The organism is Streptomyces sp. NPDC031670, from assembly GCF_055580545.1.
Genome location: NZ_JBVILC010000010.1, coordinates 63,470 through 84,500 on the forward strand (window position 1 = coordinate 63,470; position 21,031 = coordinate 84,500).

At 67.4% G+C, this 21,031-nt stretch carries 34 protein-coding genes; 33 read left to right on the plus strand and 1 reads right to left on the minus strand.

The genetic code is table 11. The features are described 5' to 3' along the window. Position 1: 1 nt before the first annotated feature. The 30 genes from rplC (at position 2) to truA (ending at position 17,040) form a co-directional block, all read left to right on the plus strand. Positions 2 to 646, plus strand: a complete 645-nt coding sequence (gene rplC / locus ACZ5ID_RS20095; protein WP_067163147.1) for a 50S ribosomal protein L3 — start codon at positions 2 to 4, stop codon at positions 644 to 646. Between the two features lie 7 nt (positions 647 to 653). Continuing rightward, the gene (rplD, locus tag ACZ5ID_RS20100; RefSeq protein ID WP_067163149.1) at positions 654 to 1,304 is read left to right on the plus strand and encodes a 50S ribosomal protein L4; all 651 of its coding nucleotides are present in this window, start codon (positions 654 to 656) and stop codon (positions 1,302 to 1,304) included. Continuing rightward, positions 1,301 to 1,621, plus strand: coding sequence for a 50S ribosomal protein L23 (gene rplW / locus ACZ5ID_RS20105; RefSeq protein WP_358835988.1), 321 nt, complete (start codon positions 1,301 to 1,303; stop codon positions 1,619 to 1,621). Before rplD ends, rplW begins: the two co-directional genes overlap by 4 nt. Before the next feature lie 39 nt (positions 1,622 to 1,660). After that, positions 1,661 to 2,497 (plus strand): 50S ribosomal protein L2, encoded by an 837-nt coding sequence (gene rplB / locus ACZ5ID_RS20110; RefSeq protein ID WP_344074965.1) that lies wholly within the window; start codon positions 1,661 to 1,663, stop codon positions 2,495 to 2,497. A 12-nt stretch (positions 2,498 to 2,509) separates the two neighbouring features. Further along, a complete protein-coding gene (gene rpsS, locus ACZ5ID_RS20115) occupies positions 2,510 to 2,791 on the plus strand; it encodes a 30S ribosomal protein S19 (RefSeq protein WP_067163154.1) in 282 nt (93 codons plus the stop codon). A 41-nt stretch (positions 2,792 to 2,832) separates the two neighbouring features. Next, positions 2,833 to 3,180, plus strand: a complete 348-nt coding sequence (gene rplV, locus ACZ5ID_RS20120) for a 50S ribosomal protein L22 (protein ID WP_004571827.1) — start codon at positions 2,833 to 2,835, stop codon at positions 3,178 to 3,180. Beyond that, positions 3,180 to 4,022: a 30S ribosomal protein S3 gene (gene rpsC / locus ACZ5ID_RS20125; protein WP_358835979.1), complete on the plus strand. Its 843-nt coding sequence runs from the start codon at positions 3,180 to 3,182 to the stop codon at positions 4,020 to 4,022. The genes rplV and rpsC overlap by 1 nt, the downstream gene beginning before the upstream one ends. Before the next feature lie 5 nt (positions 4,023 to 4,027). After that, positions 4,028 to 4,447 carry a 50S ribosomal protein L16 gene (gene rplP / locus ACZ5ID_RS20130; protein ID WP_358835980.1) on the plus strand — a complete coding sequence of 140 codons (420 nt, stop codon included), beginning with the start codon at positions 4,028 to 4,030 and terminating at the stop codon, positions 4,445 to 4,447. Further along, on the plus strand, positions 4,447 to 4,671 hold the full coding sequence (gene rpmC, locus ACZ5ID_RS20135; protein WP_067163159.1) for a 50S ribosomal protein L29: 225 nt from the start codon (positions 4,447 to 4,449) through the stop codon (positions 4,669 to 4,671). Before rplP ends, rpmC begins: the two co-directional genes overlap by 1 nt. Beyond that, on the plus strand, positions 4,671 to 4,955 hold the full coding sequence (rpsQ, locus tag ACZ5ID_RS20140; RefSeq protein WP_358835981.1) for a 30S ribosomal protein S17: 285 nt from the start codon (positions 4,671 to 4,673) through the stop codon (positions 4,953 to 4,955). The genes rpmC and rpsQ overlap by 1 nt, the downstream gene beginning before the upstream one ends. Positions 4,956 to 5,053: 98 nt before the next feature. Further along, a complete protein-coding gene (gene rplN / locus ACZ5ID_RS20145) occupies positions 5,054 to 5,422 on the plus strand; it encodes a 50S ribosomal protein L14 (protein WP_053727611.1) in 369 nt (122 codons plus the stop codon). Between the two features lie 2 nt (positions 5,423 to 5,424). Next, entirely contained in the window at positions 5,425 to 5,748 is a 324-nt protein-coding gene (gene rplX, locus ACZ5ID_RS20150) for a 50S ribosomal protein L24 (protein WP_067163164.1), read from the plus strand. Then, positions 5,748 to 6,305 (plus strand): 50S ribosomal protein L5, encoded by a 558-nt coding sequence (gene rplE / locus ACZ5ID_RS20155; protein WP_101389604.1) that lies wholly within the window; start codon positions 5,748 to 5,750, stop codon positions 6,303 to 6,305. Before rplX ends, rplE begins: the two co-directional genes overlap by 1 nt. Positions 6,306 to 6,310: 5 nt before the next feature. Further along, positions 6,311 to 6,496 (plus strand): type Z 30S ribosomal protein S14, encoded by a 186-nt coding sequence (locus ACZ5ID_RS20160; RefSeq protein ID WP_004571834.1) that lies wholly within the window; start codon positions 6,311 to 6,313, stop codon positions 6,494 to 6,496. Between the two features lie 211 nt (positions 6,497 to 6,707). Next, on the plus strand, positions 6,708 to 7,106 hold the full coding sequence (gene rpsH, locus ACZ5ID_RS20165) for a 30S ribosomal protein S8 (protein WP_067163170.1): 399 nt from the start codon (positions 6,708 to 6,710) through the stop codon (positions 7,104 to 7,106). Between the two features lie 21 nt (positions 7,107 to 7,127). Beyond that, positions 7,128 to 7,667 carry a 50S ribosomal protein L6 gene (gene rplF / locus ACZ5ID_RS20170; protein WP_468899586.1) on the plus strand — a complete coding sequence of 180 codons (540 nt, stop codon included), beginning with the start codon at positions 7,128 to 7,130 and terminating at the stop codon, positions 7,665 to 7,667. 3 nt (positions 7,668 to 7,670) lie between these two features. Further along, positions 7,671 to 8,054 (plus strand): 50S ribosomal protein L18, encoded by a 384-nt coding sequence (gene rplR, locus ACZ5ID_RS20175; protein ID WP_067163175.1) that lies wholly within the window; start codon positions 7,671 to 7,673, stop codon positions 8,052 to 8,054. Between the two features lie 46 nt (positions 8,055 to 8,100). Next, on the plus strand, positions 8,101 to 8,703 hold the full coding sequence (gene rpsE, locus ACZ5ID_RS20180) for a 30S ribosomal protein S5 (protein WP_030214033.1): 603 nt from the start codon (positions 8,101 to 8,103) through the stop codon (positions 8,701 to 8,703). After that, the gene (rpmD, locus tag ACZ5ID_RS20185) at positions 8,703 to 8,885 is read left to right on the plus strand and encodes a 50S ribosomal protein L30 (protein ID WP_005313525.1); all 183 of its coding nucleotides are present in this window, start codon (positions 8,703 to 8,705) and stop codon (positions 8,883 to 8,885) included. The genes rpsE and rpmD overlap by 1 nt, the downstream gene beginning before the upstream one ends. A gap of 1 nt (position 8,886) precedes the next feature. Continuing rightward, entirely contained in the window at positions 8,887 to 9,342 is a 456-nt protein-coding gene (gene rplO, locus ACZ5ID_RS20190) for a 50S ribosomal protein L15 (RefSeq protein ID WP_358835985.1), read from the plus strand. 216 nt (positions 9,343 to 9,558) lie between these two features. Beyond that, positions 9,559 to 10,872 carry a preprotein translocase subunit SecY gene (gene secY, locus ACZ5ID_RS20195; RefSeq protein ID WP_358835986.1) on the plus strand — a complete coding sequence of 438 codons (1,314 nt, stop codon included), beginning with the start codon at positions 9,559 to 9,561 and terminating at the stop codon, positions 10,870 to 10,872. Next, positions 10,872 to 11,531, plus strand: coding sequence for an adenylate kinase (locus tag ACZ5ID_RS20200; RefSeq protein ID WP_406551847.1), 660 nt, complete (start codon positions 10,872 to 10,874; stop codon positions 11,529 to 11,531). The genes secY and ACZ5ID_RS20200 overlap by 1 nt, the downstream gene beginning before the upstream one ends. A 129-nt stretch (positions 11,532 to 11,660) precedes the next feature. Beyond that, positions 11,661 to 12,506, plus strand: a complete 846-nt coding sequence (gene map / locus ACZ5ID_RS20205; RefSeq protein ID WP_468899591.1) for a type I methionyl aminopeptidase — start codon at positions 11,661 to 11,663, stop codon at positions 12,504 to 12,506. A gap of 359 nt (positions 12,507 to 12,865) precedes the next feature. Continuing rightward, positions 12,866 to 13,087 carry a translation initiation factor IF-1 gene (gene infA, locus ACZ5ID_RS20210; protein WP_003956442.1) on the plus strand — a complete coding sequence of 74 codons (222 nt, stop codon included), beginning with the start codon at positions 12,866 to 12,868 and terminating at the stop codon, positions 13,085 to 13,087. 28 nt (positions 13,088 to 13,115) lie between these two features. Then, on the plus strand, positions 13,116 to 13,229 hold the full coding sequence (gene rpmJ / locus ACZ5ID_RS20215; protein WP_003956441.1) for a 50S ribosomal protein L36: 114 nt from the start codon (positions 13,116 to 13,118) through the stop codon (positions 13,227 to 13,229). Positions 13,230 to 13,415: 186 nt separating this feature from the next. Beyond that, positions 13,416 to 13,796 (plus strand): 30S ribosomal protein S13, encoded by a 381-nt coding sequence (gene rpsM / locus ACZ5ID_RS20220; protein WP_406551845.1) that lies wholly within the window; start codon positions 13,416 to 13,418, stop codon positions 13,794 to 13,796. 66 nt (positions 13,797 to 13,862) lie between these two features. Then, positions 13,863 to 14,267 carry a 30S ribosomal protein S11 gene (rpsK, locus tag ACZ5ID_RS20225; RefSeq protein WP_003956432.1) on the plus strand — a complete coding sequence of 135 codons (405 nt, stop codon included), beginning with the start codon at positions 13,863 to 13,865 and terminating at the stop codon, positions 14,265 to 14,267. Between the two features lie 121 nt (positions 14,268 to 14,388). Then, on the plus strand, positions 14,389 to 15,411 hold the full coding sequence (locus ACZ5ID_RS20230) for a DNA-directed RNA polymerase subunit alpha (RefSeq protein ID WP_010473911.1): 1,023 nt from the start codon (positions 14,389 to 14,391) through the stop codon (positions 15,409 to 15,411). A 197-nt stretch (positions 15,412 to 15,608) separates the two neighbouring features. Beyond that, entirely contained in the window at positions 15,609 to 16,100 is a 492-nt protein-coding gene (gene rplQ / locus ACZ5ID_RS20235; protein ID WP_406551844.1) for a 50S ribosomal protein L17, read from the plus strand. 85 nt (positions 16,101 to 16,185) lie between these two features. Beyond that, on the plus strand, positions 16,186 to 17,040 hold the full coding sequence (gene truA / locus ACZ5ID_RS20240; RefSeq protein ID WP_468899596.1) for a tRNA pseudouridine(38-40) synthase TruA: 855 nt from the start codon (positions 16,186 to 16,188) through the stop codon (positions 17,038 to 17,040). An 85-nt stretch (positions 17,041 to 17,125) separates the two neighbouring features. Here the strand turns inward: truA and ACZ5ID_RS20245 are convergent, their stop codons facing one another. After that, positions 17,126 to 17,980, minus strand: a complete 855-nt coding sequence (locus ACZ5ID_RS20245; RefSeq protein WP_468899599.1) for a hypothetical protein — start codon at positions 17,978 to 17,980, stop codon at positions 17,126 to 17,128. A 56-nt stretch (positions 17,981 to 18,036) separates the two neighbouring features. On the opposite strand from ACZ5ID_RS20245, the gene ACZ5ID_RS20250 reads away from it, so the two are divergent. The 3 genes from ACZ5ID_RS20250 (at position 18,037) to rpsI (ending at position 21,017) form a co-directional block, all read left to right on the plus strand. Further along, entirely contained in the window at positions 18,037 to 19,659 is a 1,623-nt protein-coding gene (locus ACZ5ID_RS20250; RefSeq protein ID WP_468899602.1) for an ABC-F family ATP-binding cassette domain-containing protein, read from the plus strand. Positions 19,660 to 20,007: 348 nt separating this feature from the next. Next, entirely contained in the window at positions 20,008 to 20,451 is a 444-nt protein-coding gene (rplM, locus tag ACZ5ID_RS20255) for a 50S ribosomal protein L13 (protein ID WP_101389615.1), read from the plus strand. A 47-nt stretch (positions 20,452 to 20,498) separates the two neighbouring features. Further along, positions 20,499 to 21,017: a 30S ribosomal protein S9 gene (gene rpsI, locus ACZ5ID_RS20260; protein ID WP_358836279.1), complete on the plus strand. Its 519-nt coding sequence runs from the start codon at positions 20,499 to 20,501 to the stop codon at positions 21,015 to 21,017. Positions 21,018 to 21,031: the final 14 nt, after the last annotated feature.

A 21,031-nucleotide genomic window follows, 5' to 3' on the forward strand; every position in this document is an offset into this window, starting at 1 on the left:
GATGAGCAAGAACATCAAGGGCGTCCTGGGCGAGAAGCTCGGCATGACGCAGGTGTGGGACGAGAACAACCGCGTTGTTCCGGTCACCGTCGTCAAGGCCGGGCCGTGCGTCGTGACGCAGGTTCGCACCAACGACGTCGACGGCTACGAGTCGGTCCAGATCGCCTTCGGCGAGATCGACCCGCGCAAGGTGAACAAGCCCCTCAAGGGCCACTTCGCCAAGGCCGACGTGACCCCGCGCCGCCACCTGGTGGAGCTCCGCACCCCTGACGCCAGCGAGTACACGCTGGGCCAGGAGATCACTGCCGAGGTGTTCGAGTCCGGCGTCAAGGTCGACGTCACGGGCAAGAGCAAGGGCAAGGGCTTCGCCGGTGTCATGAAGCGTCACAACTTCAAGGGCCTGGGCGCCGGTCACGGTACCCAGCGCAAGCACCGCTCGCCCGGTTCCATCGGTGGCTGCGCCACCCCTGGCCGTGTGTTCAAGGGCCTCCGCATGGCGGGTCGCATGGGCAACGAGCGTGTGACCACCCAGAACCTGACCGTCCACGCCGTTGACGCCGAGAAGGGTCTGCTGCTCATCAAGGGCGCCGTCCCCGGCCCCAACGGTGGCCTCGTCCTGGTCCGCACCGCGGCCAAGGGGGTTTGAGGAACCGATGAGCACCATTGACATCCTTTCGCCTGCGGGCGACAAGGCCGGGACCGTCGAGCTCCCCGCGGAGATCTTCGACGCCAAGACCAGCGTTCCGCTGATCCACCAGGTCGTCGTCGCTCAGCTCGCGGCTGCCCGCCAGGGCACGCACAAGACCAAGACCCGCGGTGAAGTCCGTGGTGGTGGCAAGAAGCCTTACCGCCAGAAGGGCACCGGCCGCGCCCGTCAGGGTTCGACCCGCGCGCCGCAGTTCGCCGGCGGTGGCGTCGTCCACGGCCCGCAGCCGCGTGACTACTCGCAGCGCACCCCGAAGAAGATGAAGGCCGCCGCCCTGCGCGGTGCCCTCTCGGACCGGGCGCGCCACAGCCGTATCCACGTCGTCACCGGCGTGGTCGACGGTGCGGTTTCCACCAAGGCCGCCAAGACGCTGTTCGGCAAGATCTCGGAGCGCAAGAACCTGCTCCTGGTCGTCGACCGCGCCGACGAGGCCGCGTGGCTGTCCGCCCGCAACCTGCCCCAGGTGCACATCCTGGAGCCGGGCCAGCTGAACACGTACGACGTGATCGTCTCCGACGACGTGGTCTTCACCCAGGCCGCCTTCGAGTCCTTCGTGTCTGGCCCCCAGACCGCTGAGACCGAAGGGAGCGACGCCTGATGTCGGCGACCGTTACCAGCAAGACCTTCACGGACCCGCGCGACCTGCTGATCAAGCCGGTCGTCTCCGAGAAGAGCTACGCGCTGCTGGACGAGAACAAGTACACGTTCATCGTCGCGCCCGGCGCCAACAAGACCCAGATCAAGCAGGCCGTCGAGGCGGTCTTCTCGGTCAAGGTCACCGGGGTCAACACGATCAACCGTCAGGGTAAGCGCAAGCGCACCAAGACCGGTTTCGGCAAGCGCGCCGACACGAAGCGCGCCATCGTGACCCTCGCTGAGGGCGACCGTATCGACATCTTCGGCCAGGCCTCCTAACGGAGCGCCCTGGTCCGAATATCGGACGAGGACTGAGAAATGGGTATCCGCAAGTACAAGCCGACGACTCCGGGCCGTCGTGGCTCCAGCGTCGCCGACTTTGTCGAGATCACGCGGTCCACGCCGGAGAAGTCGCTGGTCCGCCCCCTGCACAGCAAGGGCGGCCGTAACAACACCGGTCGTGTGACCGTCCGCCACCAGGGCGGTGGCCACAAGCGCGCCTACCGAGTGATCGACTTCCGTCGTCACGACAAGGACGGCGTGCCGGCGAAGGTCGCTCACATCGAGTACGACCCCAACCGCACCGCGCGCATCGCGCTCCTGCACTACGCGGACGGCGAGAAGCGCTACATCATCGCCCCCCGTGGCCTGAGCCAGGGCGACCGTGTCGAGAACGGCCCGGCCGCCGACATCAAGCCCGGTAACAACCTGGCGCTGCGCAACATCCCGGTCGGTACGACCATCCACGCCATCGAGCTGCGGCCCGGCGGCGGCGCGAAGTTCGCCCGTTCCGCGGGTGCCTCCGTGCAGCTGCTGGCGAAGGAGGGCACGATGGCCCACCTTCGTATGCCGTCCGGCGAGATCCGTCTGGTCGACGTCCGCTGCCGCGCCACCATCGGCGAGGTCGGCAACGCCGAGCAGTCGAACATCAACTGGGGCAAGGCCGGCCGTATGCGCTGGAAGGGCGTTCGCCCGACCGTCCGCGGTGTCGCGATGAACCCGGTTGACCACCCGCACGGTGGTGGTGAGGGCAAGACCTCCGGTGGTCGCCACCCGGTCTCGCCGTGGGGTCAGAAGGAGGGTCGTACTCGCTCGCCGAAGAAGGCATCGAGCAAGTACATCGTCCGCCGCCGCAAGACGAACAAGAAGCGCTAGGAGCGGGTTTAGATGCCGCGCAGTCTCAAGAAGGGGCCCTTCGTCGACGGACACCTCATCAAGAAGGTGGACGTACAGAACGAGGCAGGCACCAAGAACGTCATCAAGACCTGGTCCCGTCGCTCGATGATCATCCCCAGCATGCTGGGCCACACGATCGCGGTGCACAACGGCAAGACCCACGTCCCGGTGTTCGTCACCGAGTCGATGGTCGGCCACAAGCTCGGTGAGTTCTCGCCGACTCGCACCTTCCGCGGCCACGTCAAGGACGACCGGAAGTCGAAGCGCCGCTAACGCGGGGTGGAACGACTATGACTTACACCGAAGGGACAACCATGGAAGCCAGGGCCCAGGCGCGGTACATCCGCGTCACGCCCATGAAGGCCCGCCGCGTGGTGGACCTCATCCGTGGCATGGATGCCACGGAGGCTCAGGCGGTCCTGCGTTTCGCCCCGCAGGCCGCGAGCGTGCCGGTTGGCAAGGTGCTGGACAGCGCCATTGCCAACGCTGCACACAACTACGACCACACCGACGCCTCTTCGCTGGTCATCAGCGAGGCGTACGTGGACGAGGGCCCGACCCTGAAGCGGTTCCGTCCGCGTGCTCAGGGCCGTGCCTACCGGATCCGTAAGCGGACCAGCCACATCACCGTGGTCGTCAGCAGCAAGGAAGGAACCCGGTAATGGGCCAGAAGGTAAACCCGCACGGGTTCCGGCTCGGCATTACCACGGACTTCAAGTCCCGGTGGTACGCCGACAAGCTGTACAAGGACTACGTCAAGGAAGACGTCGCCATCCGTCGGATGATGACGTCCGGCATGGAGCGCGCCGGCATCTCGAAGGTGGAGATCGAGCGCACCCGTGACCGCGTGCGTGTGGACATCCACACCGCTCGTCCGGGCATCGTCATCGGCCGCCGTGGCGCCGAGGCCGACCGCATCCGCGGCGACCTCGAGAAGCTCACGGGCAAGCAGGTCCAGCTGAACATCCTCGAGGTCAAGAACCCCGAGATGGACGCTCAGCTGGTCGCGCAGGCCGTCGCCGAGCAGCTCTCCTCCCGCGTCTCCTTCCGTCGTGCCATGCGCAAGAGCATGCAGGGCACGATGAAGGCCGGCGCCAAGGGCATCAAGATCCAGTGCGGTGGCCGTCTCGGCGGCGCCGAGATGTCCCGCTCGGAGTTCTACCGCGAGGGCCGTGTGCCCCTGCACACGCTCCGCGCGAACGTGGACTACGGCTTCTTCGAGGCCAAGACGACCTTCGGCCGCATCGGCGTGAAGGTCTGGATCTACAAGGGCGATGTCAAGAACATCGCCGAGGTCCGCGCCGAGAACGCAGCGGCCCGTGCGGGTAACCGCCCGGCCCGTGGTGGCGCCAACGACCGTCCGGCCGGTGGCCGCGGTGGTCGTGGCGGCGAGCGTGGCGGTCGCGGCCGCAAGCCGCAGCAGGCTGCGCCGGCTGCCGAGGCCCCCAAGGCCGAGGCTCCCGCCGCCGCCGCTCCGGCTGAGAGCACCGGAACGGAGGCCTGACCGACATGCTGATCCCCCGTAGGGTCAAGCACCGCAAGCAGCACCACCCCAAGCGCCGCGGTATGGCCAAGGGTGGTACGACGGTTGCGTTCGGCGAGTACGGCATTCAGGCCCTCACGCCGGCTTACGTGACCAACCGCCAGATCGAGGCGGCTCGTATCGCGATGACCCGCCACATCAAGCGTGGCGGCAAGGTCTGGATCAACATCTACCCGGACCGCCCGCTCACGAAGAAGCCCGCCGAGACCCGCATGGGTTCCGGTAAGGGTTCCCCCGAGTGGTGGGTCGCGAACGTTCACCCGGGCCGGGTGATGTTCGAGCTGTCCTACCCGAACGAGAAGATTGCTCGTGAGGCGCTCACCCGCGCTGCTCACAAGCTTCCGATGAAGTGCCGGATCGTTCGGCGCGAGGCAGGTGAGTCGTGATGTCGGCCGGTACCAAGGCGTCCGAGCTGCGCGAACTGGGCAACGAGGAGCTTGTTGCCAAGCTCAGCGAGGCCAAGGAAGAGCTGTTCAACCTCCGCTTCCAGGCGGCGACCGGCCAGCTCGAGAACCACGGCCGGCTCAAGTCCGTCCGTAAGGACATCGCCCGGATCTACACCCTGATGCGCGAGCGCGAGCTGGGCATCGAGACGGTGGAGAGCGCCTGATGAGCGAGAAGAATGTGACTGAGACGACTGAAGCGCGCGGTTTCCGCAAGACCCGTGAGGGTCTGGTCGTCAGCGACAAGATGGACAAGACCGTCGTCGTCGCTGTCGAGGACCGCGTGAAGCACGCGCTGTACGGCAAGGTCATCCGCCGTACGAACAAGCTCAAGGCGCACGACGAGCAGAACGCTGCCGGCGTCGGCGACCGCGTCCTCATCATGGAGACGCGTCCGCTGTCGGCGACCAAGCGCTGGCGCATCGTCGAGATCCTCGAGAAGGCCAAGTAATTTCCTGAGCTTTCGCTCAGGATCAGTTCCGCCAGGCTCGGTCGGGGCTTGAGAGATCAGGCCCCGGCCGGGAACCGGCAGACGATCAGGAGATAGACGTGATCCAGCAGGAGTCGCGACTGCGTGTCGCCGACAACACTGGTGCCAAGGAGATCCTTTGCATCCGTGTTCTCGGTGGCTCCGGTCGCCGCTACGCGGGCATCGGTGACGTCATTGTCGCCACCGTCAAGGACGCGATCCCCGGTGGCAACGTGAAGAAGGGCGACGTCGTCAAGGCTGTCGTCGTGCGCACCGTCAAGGAGCGTCGTCGTCAGGACGGCTCGTACATCCGCTTCGACGAGAACGCGGCCGTCATCCTCAAGAACGATGGCGACCCCCGCGGCACCCGCATCTTCGGCCCGGTGGGCCGGGAGCTGCGCGAGAAGAAGTTCATGAAGATCATCTCGCTCGCGCCGGAGGTGCTGTAAGCATGAAGATCAAGAAGGGCGACCTGGTTCAGGTCATCACCGGTAAGGACAAGGGCAAGCAGGGCAAGGTCATCGCGGCCTTCCCCCGCGAGGACCGCGTCCTGGTCGAGGGTGTCAACCGGGTCAAGAAGCACACGAAGGCCGGCCAGACTGCTCGCGGTTCGCAGACCGGCGGCATCGTGACCACCGAGGCCCCGATCCACGTGAGCAACGTTCAGCTCGTCGTGGAGAAGGACGGCAACAAGGTCGTCACGCGTGTCGGTTACCGCTTCGACGACGAGGGCAACAAGGTTCGCGTTGCCAAGCGGACGGGTGAGGACATCTGATGGCTACCACCACCACTCCGCGTCTCAAGACGAAGTACCGCGAGGAGATCGCGGGCAAGCTGCGTGAGGAGTTCTCGTACGAGAACGTCATGCAGATCCCCGGCCTCGTCAAGGTCGTCGTCAACATGGGTGTGGGCGACGCCGCCCGCGACTCCAAGCTGATCGACGGCGCCATCCGCGACCTGACCACGATCACCGGCCAGAAGCCGGCCGTGACGAAGGCCCGGAAGTCCATCGCGCAGTTCAAGCTGCGCGAGGGTCAGCCGATCGGCTGCCACGTCACCCTCCGTGGTGACCGCATGTGGGAGTTCCTGGACCGTACGCTGTCGCTCGCGCTGCCGCGTATCCGTGACTTCCGTGGTCTGTCGCCGAAGCAGTTCGACGGCCGTGGCAACTACACCTTCGGTCTCACGGAGCAGGTCATGTTCCACGAGATCGACCAGGACAAGATCGACCGTACCCGGGGTATGGACATCACCGTGGTCACCACGGCGACCAACGACGAAGAGGGCCGCGCGCTCCTCCGTCACCTCGGCTTCCCGTTCAAGGAGGCGTAAGCGAGATGGCGAAGAAGGCTCTCATCGCGAAGGCTGCCCGTAAGCCCAAGTTCGCTGTGCGCGCGTACACCCGCTGCCAGCGTTGTGGCCGGCCGCACTCCGTGTACCGCAAGTTCGGCCTGTGCCGCGTCTGCCTTCGTGAGATGGCTCACCGTGGCGAGCTGCCGGGCGTGACCAAGAGCTCCTGGTAAACCCCGTAATTCGGGTTTTTCCGGAGTCTCTCGGTAAGTAAAGGGTGGGCGGAGGCCCCTCCCTCCATGGCTTAGGCTAGGAGGGTTGGGCGTCCGCCGCCCAGACGACTTACTACGCCGTAGGTCCCCGCACCGCACCCGTCCCGCCCATGAGTGGGGAGAGGGATGGCGCATACAGGAAACCCCGGCGAGAGAGGCCGAAGGCCAATTCATGACCATGACTGACCCCATCGCAGACATGCTCACTCGTCTGCGTAACGCTAACTCGGCGTACCACGACACCGTCGTGATGCCGCACAGCAAGATCAAGTCGCACATCGCGGAGATCCTCCAGCAGGAGGGCTTCATCACCGGCTGGAAGGTCGAGGACGCCGAGGTCGGCAAGAACCTCGTCCTCGAGCTGAAGTTCGGCCCGAACCGCGAGCGTTCCATCGCCGGCATCAAGCGGATCTCGAAGCCGGGTCTGCGTGTGTACGCGAAGTCCACCAACCTGCCGAAGGTCCTCGGTGGCCTGGGCGTGGCGATCATCTCCACGTCCCACGGTCTCCTGACCGGTCAGCAGGCAGGCAAGAAGGGCGTGGGTGGGGAAGTCCTCGCCTACGTCTGGTAGTCGGGAAAGGAAGGAAAGCTCATGTCGCGTATCGGCAAGCTCCCCATTCCGGTTCCCGCTGGTGTGGACGTCACCATCGACGGCCGTACGGTCAACGTGAAGGGCCCCAAGGGCACCCTCACGCACACCGTTGCCGCGCCGATCGAGATTGTTAAGGGCGAGGACGGCGTTCTCAACGTCACCCGTCCCAACGACGAGCGTCAGAACAAGGCCCTGCACGGCCTGTCCCGCACGCTGGTGGCGAACATGATCACCGGCGTGACCCAGGGATACGTCAAGGCGCTCGAGATCAGCGGTGTCGGTTACCGCGTCCAGGCGAAGGGCTCCAACCTGGAGTTCGCGCTCGGATACAGCCACCCGATCACCATCGAGGCCCCCGAAGGCATCACCTTCAAGGTCGAGACGCCCACGAAGTTCTCGGTCGAGGGCATCGACAAGCAGAAGGTCGGCGAGGTCGCGGCGAACATCCGCAAGCTGCGGAAGCCCGACCCGTACAAGGCCAAGGGCGTCAAGTACGCCGGCGAGGTCATCCGCCGCAAGGTCGGAAAGGCTGGTAAGTAAGCCATGGCATACGGTGTGAAGATCGCCAAGGGCGACGCTTACAAGCGTGCGGCCAAGGCGCGCCGCCACGTCCGCATCCGCAAGCACGTGTCGGGTACGGCGGAGCGTCCGCGCCTCGTCGTGACGCGTTCCAACCGCGGCATCACCGCTCAGGTCATCGACGACATCAAGGGTCACACCCTGGCGTCGGCGTCGAACCTGGACGCGTCGATCCGTGGTGGCGAGGGCGACAAGTCCGCGCAGGCCAAGTCGGTCGGGGCCCTGGTCGCCGAGCGCGCCAAGGCCGCCGGTGTCGAAGCCGTCGTGTTCGACCGTGGTGGCAACAGGTACGCCGGGCGCATTGCCGCTCTGGCTGACGCCGCCCGCGAAGCCGGGCTGAAGTTCTAAGCCCCGGTTCCGGGACTAACGGACGTAACAGAGAGAGGTAAATCCAATGGCTGGACCCCAGCGCCGCGGAAGCGGTGCCGGTGGCGGCGAGCGGCGGGACCGGAAGGGTCGCGACGGTGGCGCTGCCGCCGAGAAGACCGCCTACGTTGAGCGCGTTGTCGCGATCAACCGCGTTGCCAAGGTTGTCAAGGGTGGTCGCCGCTTCAGCTTCACCGCGCTGGTCGTGGTGGGCGACGGTGACGGCACCGTAGGTGTCGGTTACGGCAAGGCCAAGGAAGTTCCCGCGGCCATCGCCAAGGGTGTCGAGGAAGCCAAGAAGAACTTCTTCAAGGTTCCCCGCATCCAGGGCACCATCCCGCACCCCATCACGGGTGAGCGTGCCGCGGGCGTCGTGCTGCTGAAGCCGGCGTCCCCCGGTACCGGTGTTATCGCCGGTGGCCCGGTGCGCGCCGTCCTGGAGTGCGCCGGCGTTCACGACATCCTGTCGAAGTCGCTCGGCTCCTCCAACGCGATCAACATCGTGCACGCGACCGTGGCGGCCCTCAAGGGCCTGCAGCGTCCCGAGGAGATCGCGGCCCGCCGCGGTCTGCCCCTCGAGGACGTCGCCCCCGCGGCTCTGCTTCGTGCGCGTGCCGGGGCGGGTGCGTAATGGCCCGTCTCAAGATCACGCAGACGAAGTCGTACATCGGCAGCAAGCAGAACCACCGCGACACCCTGCGTTCGCTCGGGCTCAAGCGCCTGAACGACGTGGTTGTCAAGGAGGACCGTCCCGAGTTCCGCGGCATGGTGCACACCGTCCGCCACCTCGTGACGGTTGAGGAGGTCGACTGACATGGCGGAGAACAAGCCGCTGAAGGCCCACGACCTCCGTCCCGCCCCGGGCGCCAAGACCGCCAAGACCCGTGTGGGTCGTGGTGAGGCGTCGAAGGGTAAGACGGCCGGCCGTGGTACCAAGGGTACGAAGGCCCGTTACCAGGTTCCGGAGCGCTTCGAGGGTGGCCAGATGCCCCTCCACATGCGTCTTCCGAAGCTGAAGGGCTTCAAGAACCCGTTCCGCACCGAGTACCAGGTCGTGAACCTGGACAAGCTCGGCGCCCTCTACCCCGAGGGTGGCGAAGTCACCGTTGCCGACCTGGTCGCCAAGGGTGCCGTGCGCAAGAACAGCCTCGTCAAGGTCCTGGGCCAGGGCGAGATCTCCGTGGCGCTGCAGGTGACGGTCGACGCCGTCTCCGGCTCCGCCAAGGAGAAGATTGCCGCCGCCGGCGGCACCGTCACCGAGCTCGTCTGAGACAGCTCGTTGGCCTGAACATCCGACCGGGGATGCCCTCTCATATGGGGCATCCCCGGTTGGTCGTTCCTAGGGGGGCAGGGTCGCCGGTAAGGTGGCGTGCACTGTCTAAGTTTCCGTGCGGTATGCCGTCCGGTTCCTCTGACTCATTCGTATTCGTCGATCCTCAAGACCGTCACCTCTTGCGCACCTGGCGCGGGGGTCGCAGGAGGCACCGTGCTCACCGCGTTCGCCCAGGCGTTCAAGACGCCTGACCTGCGCAAGAAGCTGCTCTTCACGCTCGGCATCATCGTGCTCTACCGGATGGGGACGCACGTCCCGATCCCCGGTGTGAGCTACAAGAACGTCCAGATCTGTGTCGACCAGGCCCAGCAGGGCAACAGCCTCTTCGGCCTGGTGAACATGTTCAGCGGCGGCGCGCTGCTGCAGATCACGATCTTCGCGCTGGGCATCATGCCGTACATCACGGCGAGCATCATCCTGCAGCTGCTGACCGTGGTGATCCCGCGCCTGGAAGCCCTCAAGAAGGAGGGCCAGGCAGGCACGGCCAAGATCACGCAGTACACGCGTTACCTGACGGTCGCCCTGGCGATCCTCCAGGGCACCGGCCTGGTGGCCACGGCCCGCTCGGGTGCGCTGTTCAGCGGCTGCCAGGTCGCCAGCGAGATCGTGCCCAACCGGTCGATCTTCACCACCATCACGATGGTCATCACCATGACCGCCGGCACCGCCGCCGTCATGTGGCTCGGTGAGCTCATCACCGACCGCGGCATCGGCAACGGCATGTCGATCCTGATGTTCATCTCGATCGCCTCCAGCTTTCCCACGTCGCTGTGGGCCATCAAGAAGCAGGGGCACCTGGCCCAGGGCTGGATCGAGTTCGGCACCGTCATCCTGGTCGGCCTGGTCATGGTCGCCCTGGTGGTCTTCGTCGAGCAGGCCCAGCGCCGTATTCCGGTGCAGTACGCGAAGCGCATGATCGGCCGCCGTTCCTACGGCGGCACCTCGACCTACATTCCGCTGAAGGTCAACCAGGCGGGTGTGATTCCCGTCATCTTCGCGTCCTCGCTGCTCTACATTCCCGCACTGGTCGTGCAGTTCTCCAACTCGACCGCGGGCTGGGCCACCTGGATCAAGGACAACTTCGTCAAGGGCGACCACCCCTACTACATCATCAGCTACTTCCTGTTGATCGTGTTCTTCGCCTTCTTCTATGTGGCGATTTCGTTCAACCCCGAGGAAGTCGCCGACAACATGAAGAAGTATGGTGGCTTCATCCCGGGCATCCGGGCTGGTCGACCTACTGCTGAGTACCTGAGCTACGTGCTCAACCGGATCACCTGGCCGGGGTCGCTGTATCTGGGACTGATCGCGCTCGTACCGACGATGGCGTTGGTGATCTTCGGGGCCAACCAGAGCTTCCCGCTGGGCGGGACAAGCATCCTCATCATCGTGGGTGTGGGTCTGGAGACCGTGAAGCAGATCGAGAGCCAGCTCCAGCAGCGCAATTACGAAGGGTTCCTCCGCTGATGCGAATCGTCCTCGTCGGGCCGCCCGGTGCCGGCAAGGGAACGCAGGCCGCGTTCCTCGCCAAGAACCTCGGGATCCCGCACATCTCCACGGGCGACCTCTTCCGTGCCAACATCAGCCAGGGCACGGACCTGGGCAAGCAGGCCAAGGCGTACATGGACGCGGGCAATCTGGTGCCCGACGAGGTCACCATCGGGATGGCCAAGGACCGTATGGCGCAGCCGGACGCGCAGAGCGGTTTCCTGCTCGACGGCTTCCCGCGCAACGTGGTGCAGGCCGAGGCCCTCGACGAGGCGCTCAAGACGGACGGCGTGCGGCTCGACGCCGTCCTGGACCTCGAAGTGCCCGAGGACGAGGTCGTGAAGCGGATCGCCGGCCGGCGCATCTGCCGCACCGACTCCGCGCACGTCTTCCACGTCGCCTACAACGCGCCGAAGACCGAGGGTGTCTGCGACATCTGCGGCGGCGAGCTGTACCAGCGTGGTGACGACACCGAGGCCACCGTCCGCAAGCGTCTTGAGGTCTACCACAACGAGACCGAGCCGATCATCGACTACTACCGGGCCCAGGGCCTGGTCGTGACGATCTCGGCGCTCGGCAAGGTCGACGAGGTCACGGAGCGCGCGATGCACGCTCTGAAGGCCGAGAAGACGGCCTGACGTTTCTCCGTACGCGGTTCACGGCCGCGGTGCCCCTCAGGGGGTGCCGCGGCCGTCGCCGTGTGCGGGTCCGGCGGGCCGTATCGTTGACGTATCCCCGTATCCGTACTCAGAAAGGCGTCAGCCGCCATGGTGGAGATCAAGACCCCCGAGCAGATCGCGAAGATGCGCGAGGCGGGGCTGGTCGTCGCCGCCATCCACGCGGCGACCCGTGAGGCCGCGGTGCCCGGCGCCACGACGAGGGACCTGGACGAGGTCGCCCGCAAGGTGATCGCCGAGCACGGCGCCAAGTCGAACTTCCTGGGGTACGGCGGCTTCCCCGCCACCATCTGCACCTCGGTCAACGAGGTCGTCGTCCACGGCATCCCGGACGAGAAGACCGTCCTGAAGGACGGCGACGTCATCTCCATCGACGCGGGCGCGATCGTCGACGGCTGGCACGGCGACGCGGCCTTCACCGCCTTCGTCGGCTCCGGTCACGCCCCGGAGCTGATCGAGCTCTCGCGGGTCACCGAGGAGTCGATGTGGGCCGGGATCGCGGCGGTGAAGAAGGGCAACCGCCTGGTGGACGTCTCCCGGGCGATCGAGAGCTACATCCGCCGCCAGCCGCGTCCGCCGAAGGGCAAGTACGGGATCATCGAGGAGTATGGCGGCCACGGCATCGGCTCCGAGATGCACATGGACCCCCACCTCCTGAACTACGTGGACAAGCGGCGCCTGCTCGGCCGCCACAACCCGAAGCTGGTCCCCGGCTTCTGCCTGGCCATCGAGCCGATGGTGTCGCTCGGCACCCCGCGCACGGAGGTCCTGGAGGACGACTGGACGGTCATCACCACGGACGGCACCTGGTCCTCGCACTGGGAGCACTCGGTGGCGCTGACCGAGGCGGGCCCGATCGTGCTGACGGCCCCGGACTGCGGCAGGGCGAAGCTGGCGGAGTACGGCGTCACCACGGCGCCGGACCCGCTGGGCTGAGCGGCGGGGCGCTGCCGCCTGTCGGGACCGGAGCGTCGAACGCCGGTCGGAGGCCGGCGCAGCCGCTCGAAGCCCGTGAGGCGCCCCGGCGCCGAGCCCGCGAGAGCGGCGTCGAGGATGGGCCTGCGGCAGGGCGAAGCTGGCGGAGTACGGCGTCACCACGGCGCCGGACCCGCTGGGCTGAGCGGCGGTCCGACCCGCCCCGGGTTGTCCGCTTAACGATCTACGCTAGAGGGCAAACTTCCCTGATTCGTCTTTTCGGGTGCCCTGACGTAGACTGATGCGTCGGCTCTCGTGTATCAGTGTGTCCGCACACGATCGCGGGAGTCGATCAAGGTAGCCGATTCGAAAGGCGAAGCGTGGCCAAGAAGCAAGGTGCCATCGAAATCGAGGGCACCGTGATCGAGTCCCTCCCGAACGCCATGTTCAAGGTGGAGCTCCAGAACGGTCACAAAGTCCTCGCGCACATCAGCGGCAAGATGCGGATGCACTACATCCGTATCCTCCCCGATGACCGGGTCGTGGTGGAGCTCTCTCCGTACGACCTGACGCGTGGCCGGATCGTCTACCGGTACAAGTAGATCTCACGACCCGGAGAACCTGAATCCCATGAAGGTCAAGCCGAGCGTCAAGAAGATCTGCGACAAGTGCAAGGTGATCCGCCGTCACGGCCGGGTCATGGTCATCTGCGACAACCTGCGCCACAAGCAGCGCCAGGGCTGACGCACGCCGACCGACCTGCCTTTACGCAGTTCTTCGCGCGACGCACGTAAACGTACATACGCAGAGCCCGCCCAGCCCAGACAGGGTCGGCGACACCTCCGGCGGGGGCCGGGGACCCGATCCGTACCTAGTACGGCGGTCGGGAGTGGTTCTGCGGAAGACCCCCGAACACACAGGAGCCATTGAATGGCACGCGTTTCCGGTGTTGACATCCCGCGCGAAAAGCGCGTGGAGATCGCACTCACCTACGTCTTCGGTGTCGGTCGCACCCGGTCCCAGGAAATCCTGGCGGCCACCGGTGTGAACCCGAACACCCGCGTTCGTGACCTGGCCGAAGAGGACCTGGTCAAGATCCGCGAGTACGTGGACGCCAACCTCCGCACCGAGGGTGACCTCCGCCGCGAGATCCAGGCCGACATCCGCCGCAAGGTCGAGATCGGCTGCTACCAGGGTCTGCGTCACCGTCGTGGCCTTCCGGTCCACGGCCAGCGCACCAGCACGAACGCCCGTACCCGCAAGGGCCCGCGTCGCGCGATCGCCGGCAAGAAGAAGCCGGGCAAGAAGTAGTCCTCAGCCGGACGCTTACTCAGCGGTCTTCGCTGTAGGACCGACCACCTCCCGTAGGAGATATAGATGCCCCCCAAGGGTCGTCAGGGCGCTGCCAAGAAGGTGCGCCGCAAGGAAAAGAAGAACGTCGCTCACGGCCACGCGCACATCAAGAGCACGTTCAACAACACGATCGTCTCGATCACGGACCCCTCGGGCAACGTGATCTCCTGGGCGTCCGCCGGCCACGTCGGCTTCAAGGGCTCCCGCAAGTCGACTCCGTTCGCCGCGCAGATGGCCGCCGAGTCGGCCGCCCGCCGCGCGCAGGAGCACGGCATGCGCAAGGTCGACGTCTTCGTCAAGGGTCCCGGCTCCGGCCGTGAGACCGCGATCCGCTCCCTCCAGGCCACCGGCCTCGAGGTCGGCTCGATCCAGGACGTCACCCCGACGCCGCACAACGGCTGCCGTCCGCCCAAGCGCCGCCGCGTCTGACGCACGGTTGCTGGACTGAGGTTCTCGGGCGGCAGAACCCCCTCGTGGGGTGCTGTCGCCCGTACCCTTGTAGTACCTGTCGGGCGTCAAATAGTGGGCGCCCCCGACTGAAGGAACACACATGCTTATCGCTCAGCGTCCTTCGCTGACCGAAGAGGTCGTCGACGAGTACCGCTCGCGGTTCGTGATCGAGCCGCTGGAGCCGGGCTTCGGCTACACCCTCGGCAACTCGCTCCGCCGCACCCTCCTCTCCTCGATCCCGGGCGCCGCTGTCACCAGCATCCGGATCGACGGCGTTCTGCACGAGTTCACCACCGTGCCGGGCGTCAAGGAGGACGTGACCGACCTCATCCTCAACATCAAGCAGCTGGTCGTCTCCTCGGAGCACGACGAGCCGGTCGTGATGTACCTGCGCAAGCAGGGCCCGGGCCTGGTCACCGCCGCCGACATCGCGCCCCCGGCCGGTGTCGAGGTGCACAACCCGGACCTCGTCCTCGCCACGCTCAACGGCAAGGGCAAGCTGGAGATGGAGCTGACCGTCGAGCGCGGTCGCGGCTACGTCTCCGCCGTGCAGAACAAGCAGCTGGGCCAGGAGATCGGCCGTATCCCGGTCGACTCCATCTACTCCCCGGTGCTCAAGGTCACGTACAAGGTCGAGGCGACCCGTGTCGAGCAGCGCACCGACTTCGACAAGCTGATCGTCGACGTCGAGACCAAGCAGGCCATGCGTCCGCGTGACGCCATGGCGTCGGCCGGCAAGACCCTGGTCGAGCTGTTCGGTCTGGCGCGCGAGCTCAACATCGACGCCGAGGGCATCGACATGGGCCCGTCCCCGACGGACGCCGCCCTGGCCGCCGATCTCGCCCTGCCGATCGAGGAGCTGGAGCTCACCGTTCGGTCGTACAACTGCCTCAAGCGCGAGGGCATCCACTCCGTGGGTGAGCTCGTGGCGCGCTCCGAGGCCGACCTGCTCGACATCCGCAACTTCGGTGCGAAGTCGATCGACGAGGTCAAGGCGAAGCTGGCCGGTATGGGCCTCGCCCTGAAGGACTCGCCGCCCGGATTCGACCCGACCGCCGCCGCGGACGCCTTCGGCGCCGATGACGACGCGGACGCCGGGTTCGTGGAGACCGAGCAGTACTAAGCGCTCCGCGGGGAGGCCGTACTGCGTCTGCGGACCGGCTGTGGCCGGTCGCGCCCACGCGACGGAGTCGCATATCGACACCGCCCCGCGCCCCTTCCAGGCCCCTTCGGGGGCCTGGATCTCCGACTGGCGACCGCCTGCTCGGATACTGACCTCGGTACCTGATACGGCCGGGGCAGACCCCAAGGAGAAACACCATGCCGCGTCCCGCGAAGGGTGCCCGCCTCGGCGGTTCCGCCGCGCACGAGAAGCTGCTCCTCGCCAACCTGGCGAAGTCGCTGTTCGAGCACGGCCGCATCACCACGACCGAGGCCAAGGCCCGCCGCCTGCGTCCGGTCGCCGAGCGCCTGATCACCAAGGCGAAGAAGGGCGACATCCACAACCGTCGCCTGGTGCTGCAGACGATCACCGACAAGGGCATCGTCCACACCCTCTTCACCGAGATCGCGCCGCGCTACTCGGAGCGTCCGGGTGGTTACACCCGTATCACCAAGATCGGCAACCGCCGTGGTGACAACGCGCCGATGGCCGTGATCGAGCTGGTCGAGGGCGAGATCGCCAAGAAGGCGACCGTCGCCGAGGCCGAGGCCGCCACCAAGCGTGCCGTCAAGGAGGCCGACGAGGCCAAGGGCGCCGAGGCGACCGAGGCCGAGGACGCCGCTCCGGCGGAGGAGTCGAAGGACGCGTAAGCGTTCCGCAGACCGACGGACGGGTCCGTTCCCCCTGGGGGACGGGCCCGTTCCGTTTTCTGGCCGCTCTGAGAGGATTCTGTTCGTGAGTGATGAGGTGGAGCCCGGCCTGGTCCGGGTGCGGCTGGACTTGAGCTACGACGGCAAGGACTTCTCCGGCTGGGCCAAGCAGCCCAGCGGCCGGCGGACCGTCCAGGGCGAGATCGAGAACGCGCTGCGGACGGTGACGCGCTCGTCCCGGACGTACGACCTGACCGTCGCCGGGCGTACCGACGCGGGCGTCCACGCGCGCGGGCAGGTGGCCCACGTCGACCTGCCGGAGGAGGTCTGGGCCGAGCACCGCGAGAAGCTGCTGCGGCGGCTCGCGGGGCGGCTGGCGCACGACGTGCGGATCTGGCGGGTGGCCGAGGCCCCCAGCGGCTTCAACGCGCGCTTCTCCGCGATCTGGCGGCGGTACGCCTACCGGGTGACCGACAACCCCGGCGGGGTCGACCCGCTGCTGCGCGGCCATGTGCTGTGGCACGACTGGGAGCTGGACGTGGAGGCGATGAACGCCGCCTCGGCCGCGCTGCTCGGCGAGCACGACTTCGCCGCGTACTGCAAGAAGCGCGAGGGCGCCACCACCATCCGCACCCTCCAGGAGCTCTCCTGGGTGCGGGGCGAGGACGGGATCGTCACCGCGACCGTCCGCGCCGACGCCTTCTGCCACAACATGGTGCGCTCGCTGGTGGGCGCGCTGCTGTACGTGGGGGACGGACACCGGGGTGTGGAGTGGCCGGGGAAGGTGCTGGCCGCGGCGGTACGGGACTCGTCCGTGCACGTGGTCAAGCCGCACGGGCTGACCCTGGAGGAGGTCGGCTACCCCGCCGACGAGCTGCTGGCCGCCCGCAGCCGCGAGGCGCGCAACATGCGGACGCTGCCGGCGGCGGGGTGCTGCTGAGCCCGGGGTTCTTCCCCGCGTCCCCTGGGCAGTCGGCCGTAGCCGGAGAGCTCGGCTCGGCCACGGACGGCTCGCGGACGAACGCCTAGGCCGGCGGAGCCGTCGCCGCCGCCTGGGCCTGCTGCTCGCCCCGGGCGACGATCTGACGGAAGGTGAACTCGGCCAGGTCGTCACCCGGGGCGAAGGCGTTCTTGTCGCCCTTGGTGACGCTTCTGCCGTCGGTGTAGCCGCTGATGCCGAAGTAGGCGTACCGGCCGTAGGAGTTGGACGTGTTGCGGCAGACGGCGTGGCCGCCGTCGCAGAAGCCCGGGACCCCGGAGCCCGCGAGCGGGGCGAGGCCGATGCCCGCCTGCTGCTTGGCGCGCAGCGCCTTCGCCTCGGTCTCGAAGGTGGCCACGCCGATCGTCACGGCGACGCCGTCCCGGACGTAGGTGGCCCGGATGACCTGGTCGCAGCCGTTGGCCGTGAGGACCGAGCCGAGCGAGCCGCGGGTGGCGGCGGCGCAGTCCGTGGTGCGGGCGGTGGCGCCCTTGGTGTAGGTGCGGTCGCCCATCTTCAGCGTCTTGCCCGGGAAGAGCGTGTCGGCGCTCAGCGGCGCCTTGTCCTTCTTGGCGCTGGATATGAAGTCGTGCGGGTTGGGCGGGGGCGGCGGGGCCACCGAGGAGAACGACGGCTGCGGCTCGGCGGTGCCGCTGGGCAGGGTCTGGGCGGAGGGCAGCTCGCTGGGGGACTTCCCGTCGGCACCGTCCTTGGAACCACCGGTGCTCACGATGGCCGTGGCGACGATCGCCACCACCGCCGCCGTGGCCAGCGCGCCGCCGCCGATCAGCAGCCAGCGCTTCTTGCGCCCGCGCGCGGCGGCCTCGTCGGCGAGCGCCGCCCAGTCCGGTGTGCCGTTGTCCCCCGGGCCCCATGCGGGACCCCCTTGCCCAAAGCTCATGGCGCGCATCCTAATTCGATTGTGAGCGCGAGTACGGGGTGGGCGACAATCCGCGTATGGGACATGTAGAGGCCGCACACCTGGAGTACTACCTGCCGGACGGGCGGGTCCTGCTCGCCGACGCGTCGTTCCGGGTGGGGGAGGGTGCGGTGGTGGCCCTGGTCGGGGCGAACGGCGCCGGCAAGACGACCCTGCTGCGGATGATCTCCGGCGAGCTCCAGCCGCACGGCGGGACCGTCTCCGTGGGCGGCGGGCTCGGTGTGATGCCGCAGTTCGTGGGCTCGGTGCGGGACGACACGACCGTACGGGACCTGCTGGTGTCGGTCGCGCAGCCCAGGATCCGGGCGGCGGCGAAGGCCGTGGACGAGGCCGAGCACCTGATCATGACGGTGGACGACGAGTCCGCGCAGATGAGGTACGCGCAGGCGCTCTCGGACTGGGCGGACGTGCGGGGGTACGAGGCGGAGACCCTGTGGGACGTCTGCACGACGGCCGCGCTCGGCGTCCCCTACGACAAGGCCCAGTTCCGCGAGGTGCGCACGCTCTCCGGCGGTGAGCAGAAGCGGCTCGTGCTGGAGGCGCTGCTGCGCGGCTCCGACGAGGTGCTGCTGCTCGACGAGCCGGACAACTATCTGGACGTACCCGGCAAGCGGTGGCTGGAGGACCAGCTGCGGGCCACCCGCAAGACGGTGCTGTTCATCTCGCACGACCGGGAGCTGCTCTCCCGCGCCGCCCAGAAGATCATCGCGGTGGAGCCGGGGGTCGACGGCTCCGACGTATGGGTGCACGGCGGCGGCTTCGACACCTTCCACGCCGCCCGCAAGGAGCGGTTCGCCCGCTTCGAGGAGCTCAAGCGGCGCTGGGAGGAGAAGCACACCCAGCTGAAGAAGCTGGTGGTCTCGCTGCGGCAGGCGGCCTCGGTCAGCCACGAGCTGGCCTCGCGGTACGCGGCGGCCCAGACGCGGCTGAGGAAGTTCGAGGAGGCCGGGCCGCCGCCGGAGCCGCCGCGCGAGCAGGAGATCACCATGCGGCTGCGCGGTGGCCGTACCGGGATACGGGCCGTGACCTGCGAGAACCTTGAGCTGACCGGACTGATGAAGCCGTTCTCGCTGGAGATCTTCTACGGCGAGCGGGTGGCGGTGCTGGGGTCGAACGGCTCGGGGAAGTCCCACTTCCTGCGCCTCCTCGCGGGGGACGCCTCGGTGGCCCACACGGGGCTGTGGAAGCTGGGGGCGCGGGTGGTGCCCGGCCACTTCGCGCAGACGCACGCGCATCCCGAGCTGCTCGGCCGCACCCTCGTCGACATCCTGTGGACGGAGCACGCCAAGGACCGGGGCGGGGCGATGTCGGTGCTGCGCCGGTACGAGCTGGAGCGCCAGGGGGACCAGGCCTTCGAGAGGCTCTCCGGCGGGCAGCAGGCACGCTTCCAGATCCTCCTGCTGGAGTTGGCCGGGACGACCGCGCTGCTCCTGGACGAGCCGACGGACAACCTCGACCTGGAGTCGGCGGAGGCGCTCCAGGACGGGCTGGAGGCGTACGAGGGGACGGTGGTGGCCGTCACCCACGACCGCTGGTTCGCCCGGGCCTTCGACCGGTACCTGGTGTTCGGGTCGGACGGGGTGGTGCGGGAGACGGCGGAGCCGGTGTGGGACGAGCGGCGGGTGGAGCGGGTGCGGTAGGGGTTTTCCGGGGTGCTGCGCCCCCGGGCCCCCCGCGGTGCGCCTCTTTCGCCCGCGGGCCGTGGTGGGCCGGTCGCGCAGTTCCCCGCGCCCCTTGAAGGCTCGGCTTCGCCGTCGCCGGACCGGGGCGGTTTTGACCCGTGAGGGGGGCCGTGGGTATCCTTCTGGTTCGTTATGCGTATTGGCTTGGTCGTTCTCACGCGAGGGGCCATTACGTAGGTTCTCTGGAGCAGTTACCAGTGGCTCGCATACGGGCAGCGTCCCCGGCACTGTGAGCCCAAGCTGCATGATCGCTTCAGGGTGCAATGTGTCTGGACCCCATCCACTGAAGAAGCGAAGGCTACGACCGTGCGTACGTACAGCCCCAAGCCCGGCGACATCACTCGCCAGTGGCACGTCATTGACGCCCAGGACGTCGTCCTGGGCCGTCTCGCGACGACCGCTGCGAACCTCCTCCGGGGCAAGCACAAGCCCGTCTATGCGCCCCACATGGACATGGGTGACTTCGTCATCATCATCAACGCCGACAAGGTTCACCTGTCCGGCAACAAGCGCGAGCAGAAGCTGGCCTACCGCCACTCCGGCTACCCGGGCGGTCTCCGCTCCGTGCGCTACGACGACCTCCTGGCGAACAACCCGGAGAAGGCCGTCGAGAAGGCCATCCGGGGCATGATCCCCAAGAACTCCCTGGGCCGTCAGATGCTCTCGAAGCTGAAGGTCTACTCGGGCGACCAGCACCCCCACGCTGCCCAGCAGCCGGTGCCGTTCGAGATCACCCAGGTCGCGCAGTAGTTCCGGCCACCACACCCCCTAAGACAGAAAAGAATCTGAGGAGCATCGTGGCCGAGACCACTGTCGAGACCCCCGTCGAGGGCGAAGAGACCTACGCGGAGGTCACCACCTTCGAGTCCGAGGTCCCCGTCGAGGGCGAGTACACCACCGAGTCCCTGGCGTCCCGCTTCGGCGACCCGCAGCCGGCCGCCGGCCTGGGCCGTCGCAAGAACGCCATCGCCCGCGTCCGGATCGTCCCGGGCACCGGCAAGTGGAAGATCAACGGGCGTACGCTCGAGGACTACTTCCCGAACAAGGTCCACCAGCAGGAAGTCAACGAGCCCTTCAAGGTGCTCGAGCTCGACAACCGCTACGACGTCATCGCCCGTATCTCGGGTGGCGGCGTGTCCGGCCAGGCCGGCGCCCTGCGCCTCGGCGTGGCCCGTGCGCTGAACGAGGCGGACGTCGAGAACAACCGCCCGGCGCTGAAGAAGGCCGGCTTCCTCTCCCGCGACGACCGCGCGGTCGAGCGCAAGAAGGCCGGTCTCAAGAAGGCCCGCAAGGCCCCGCAGTACAGCAAGCGCTAAATCGCGCCTGCCGC

Excerpts from the sequence above, each read along its gene's own strand:
- rpsQ (WP_358835981.1), top strand. The coding sequence starts at position 4,671 with ATGAGCGAGAAGAATGTGACTGAGACGACTGAAGCGCGCGGTTTCCGC.
- rplF (WP_468899586.1), top strand. The coding sequence starts at position 7,128 with ATGTCGCGTATCGGCAAGCTCCCCATTCCGGTTCCCGCTGGTGTGGAC.
- rpsC (WP_358835979.1), top strand. The coding sequence starts at position 3,180 with ATGGGCCAGAAGGTAAACCCGCACGGGTTCCGGCTCGGCATTACCACG.
- rplR (WP_067163175.1), top strand. The coding sequence starts at position 7,671 with ATGGCATACGGTGTGAAGATCGCCAAGGGCGACGCTTACAAGCGTGCG.
- rpsE (WP_030214033.1), top strand. The coding sequence starts at position 8,101 with ATGGCTGGACCCCAGCGCCGCGGAAGCGGTGCCGGTGGCGGCGAGCGG.
- ACZ5ID_RS20250 (WP_468899602.1), top strand. The coding sequence starts at position 18,037 with ATGGGACATGTAGAGGCCGCACACCTGGAGTACTACCTGCCGGACGGG.
- rplX (WP_067163164.1), top strand. The coding sequence starts at position 5,425 with ATGAAGATCAAGAAGGGCGACCTGGTTCAGGTCATCACCGGTAAGGAC.
- rplP (WP_358835980.1), top strand. The coding sequence starts at position 4,028 with ATGCTGATCCCCCGTAGGGTCAAGCACCGCAAGCAGCACCACCCCAAG.
- ACZ5ID_RS20160 (WP_004571834.1), top strand. The coding sequence starts at position 6,311 with ATGGCGAAGAAGGCTCTCATCGCGAAGGCTGCCCGTAAGCCCAAGTTC.
- rplC (WP_067163147.1), top strand. The coding sequence starts at position 2 with ATGAGCAAGAACATCAAGGGCGTCCTGGGCGAGAAGCTCGGCATGACG.
- ACZ5ID_RS20200 (WP_406551847.1), top strand. The coding sequence starts at position 10,872 with ATGCGAATCGTCCTCGTCGGGCCGCCCGGTGCCGGCAAGGGAACGCAG.
- ACZ5ID_RS20245 (WP_468899599.1), bottom strand. The coding sequence starts at position 17,980 with ATGAGCTTTGGGCAAGGGGGTCCCGCATGGGGCCCGGGGGACAACGGC.
- map (WP_468899591.1), top strand. The coding sequence starts at position 11,661 with ATGGTGGAGATCAAGACCCCCGAGCAGATCGCGAAGATGCGCGAGGCG.
- rplO (WP_358835985.1), top strand. The coding sequence starts at position 8,887 with ATGGCGGAGAACAAGCCGCTGAAGGCCCACGACCTCCGTCCCGCCCCG.
- rplD (WP_067163149.1), top strand. The coding sequence starts at position 654 with ATGAGCACCATTGACATCCTTTCGCCTGCGGGCGACAAGGCCGGGACC.
- rpsM (WP_406551845.1), top strand. The coding sequence starts at position 13,416 with ATGGCACGCGTTTCCGGTGTTGACATCCCGCGCGAAAAGCGCGTGGAG.
- rpmD (WP_005313525.1), top strand. The coding sequence starts at position 8,703 with ATGGCCCGTCTCAAGATCACGCAGACGAAGTCGTACATCGGCAGCAAG.
- rplV (WP_004571827.1), top strand. The coding sequence starts at position 2,833 with ATGGAAGCCAGGGCCCAGGCGCGGTACATCCGCGTCACGCCCATGAAG.
- rpmC (WP_067163159.1), top strand. The coding sequence starts at position 4,447 with ATGTCGGCCGGTACCAAGGCGTCCGAGCTGCGCGAACTGGGCAACGAG.
- rpsK (WP_003956432.1), top strand. The coding sequence starts at position 13,863 with ATGCCCCCCAAGGGTCGTCAGGGCGCTGCCAAGAAGGTGCGCCGCAAG.
- rpsS (WP_067163154.1), top strand. The coding sequence starts at position 2,510 with ATGCCGCGCAGTCTCAAGAAGGGGCCCTTCGTCGACGGACACCTCATC.
- rplB (WP_344074965.1), top strand. The coding sequence starts at position 1,661 with ATGGGTATCCGCAAGTACAAGCCGACGACTCCGGGCCGTCGTGGCTCC.
- rplQ (WP_406551844.1), top strand. The coding sequence starts at position 15,609 with ATGCCGCGTCCCGCGAAGGGTGCCCGCCTCGGCGGTTCCGCCGCGCAC.
- rpmJ (WP_003956441.1), top strand. The coding sequence starts at position 13,116 with ATGAAGGTCAAGCCGAGCGTCAAGAAGATCTGCGACAAGTGCAAGGTG.
- rpsH (WP_067163170.1), top strand. The coding sequence starts at position 6,708 with ATGACCATGACTGACCCCATCGCAGACATGCTCACTCGTCTGCGTAAC.
- rplE (WP_101389604.1), top strand. The coding sequence starts at position 5,748 with ATGGCTACCACCACCACTCCGCGTCTCAAGACGAAGTACCGCGAGGAG.
- ACZ5ID_RS20230 (WP_010473911.1), top strand. The coding sequence starts at position 14,389 with ATGCTTATCGCTCAGCGTCCTTCGCTGACCGAAGAGGTCGTCGACGAG.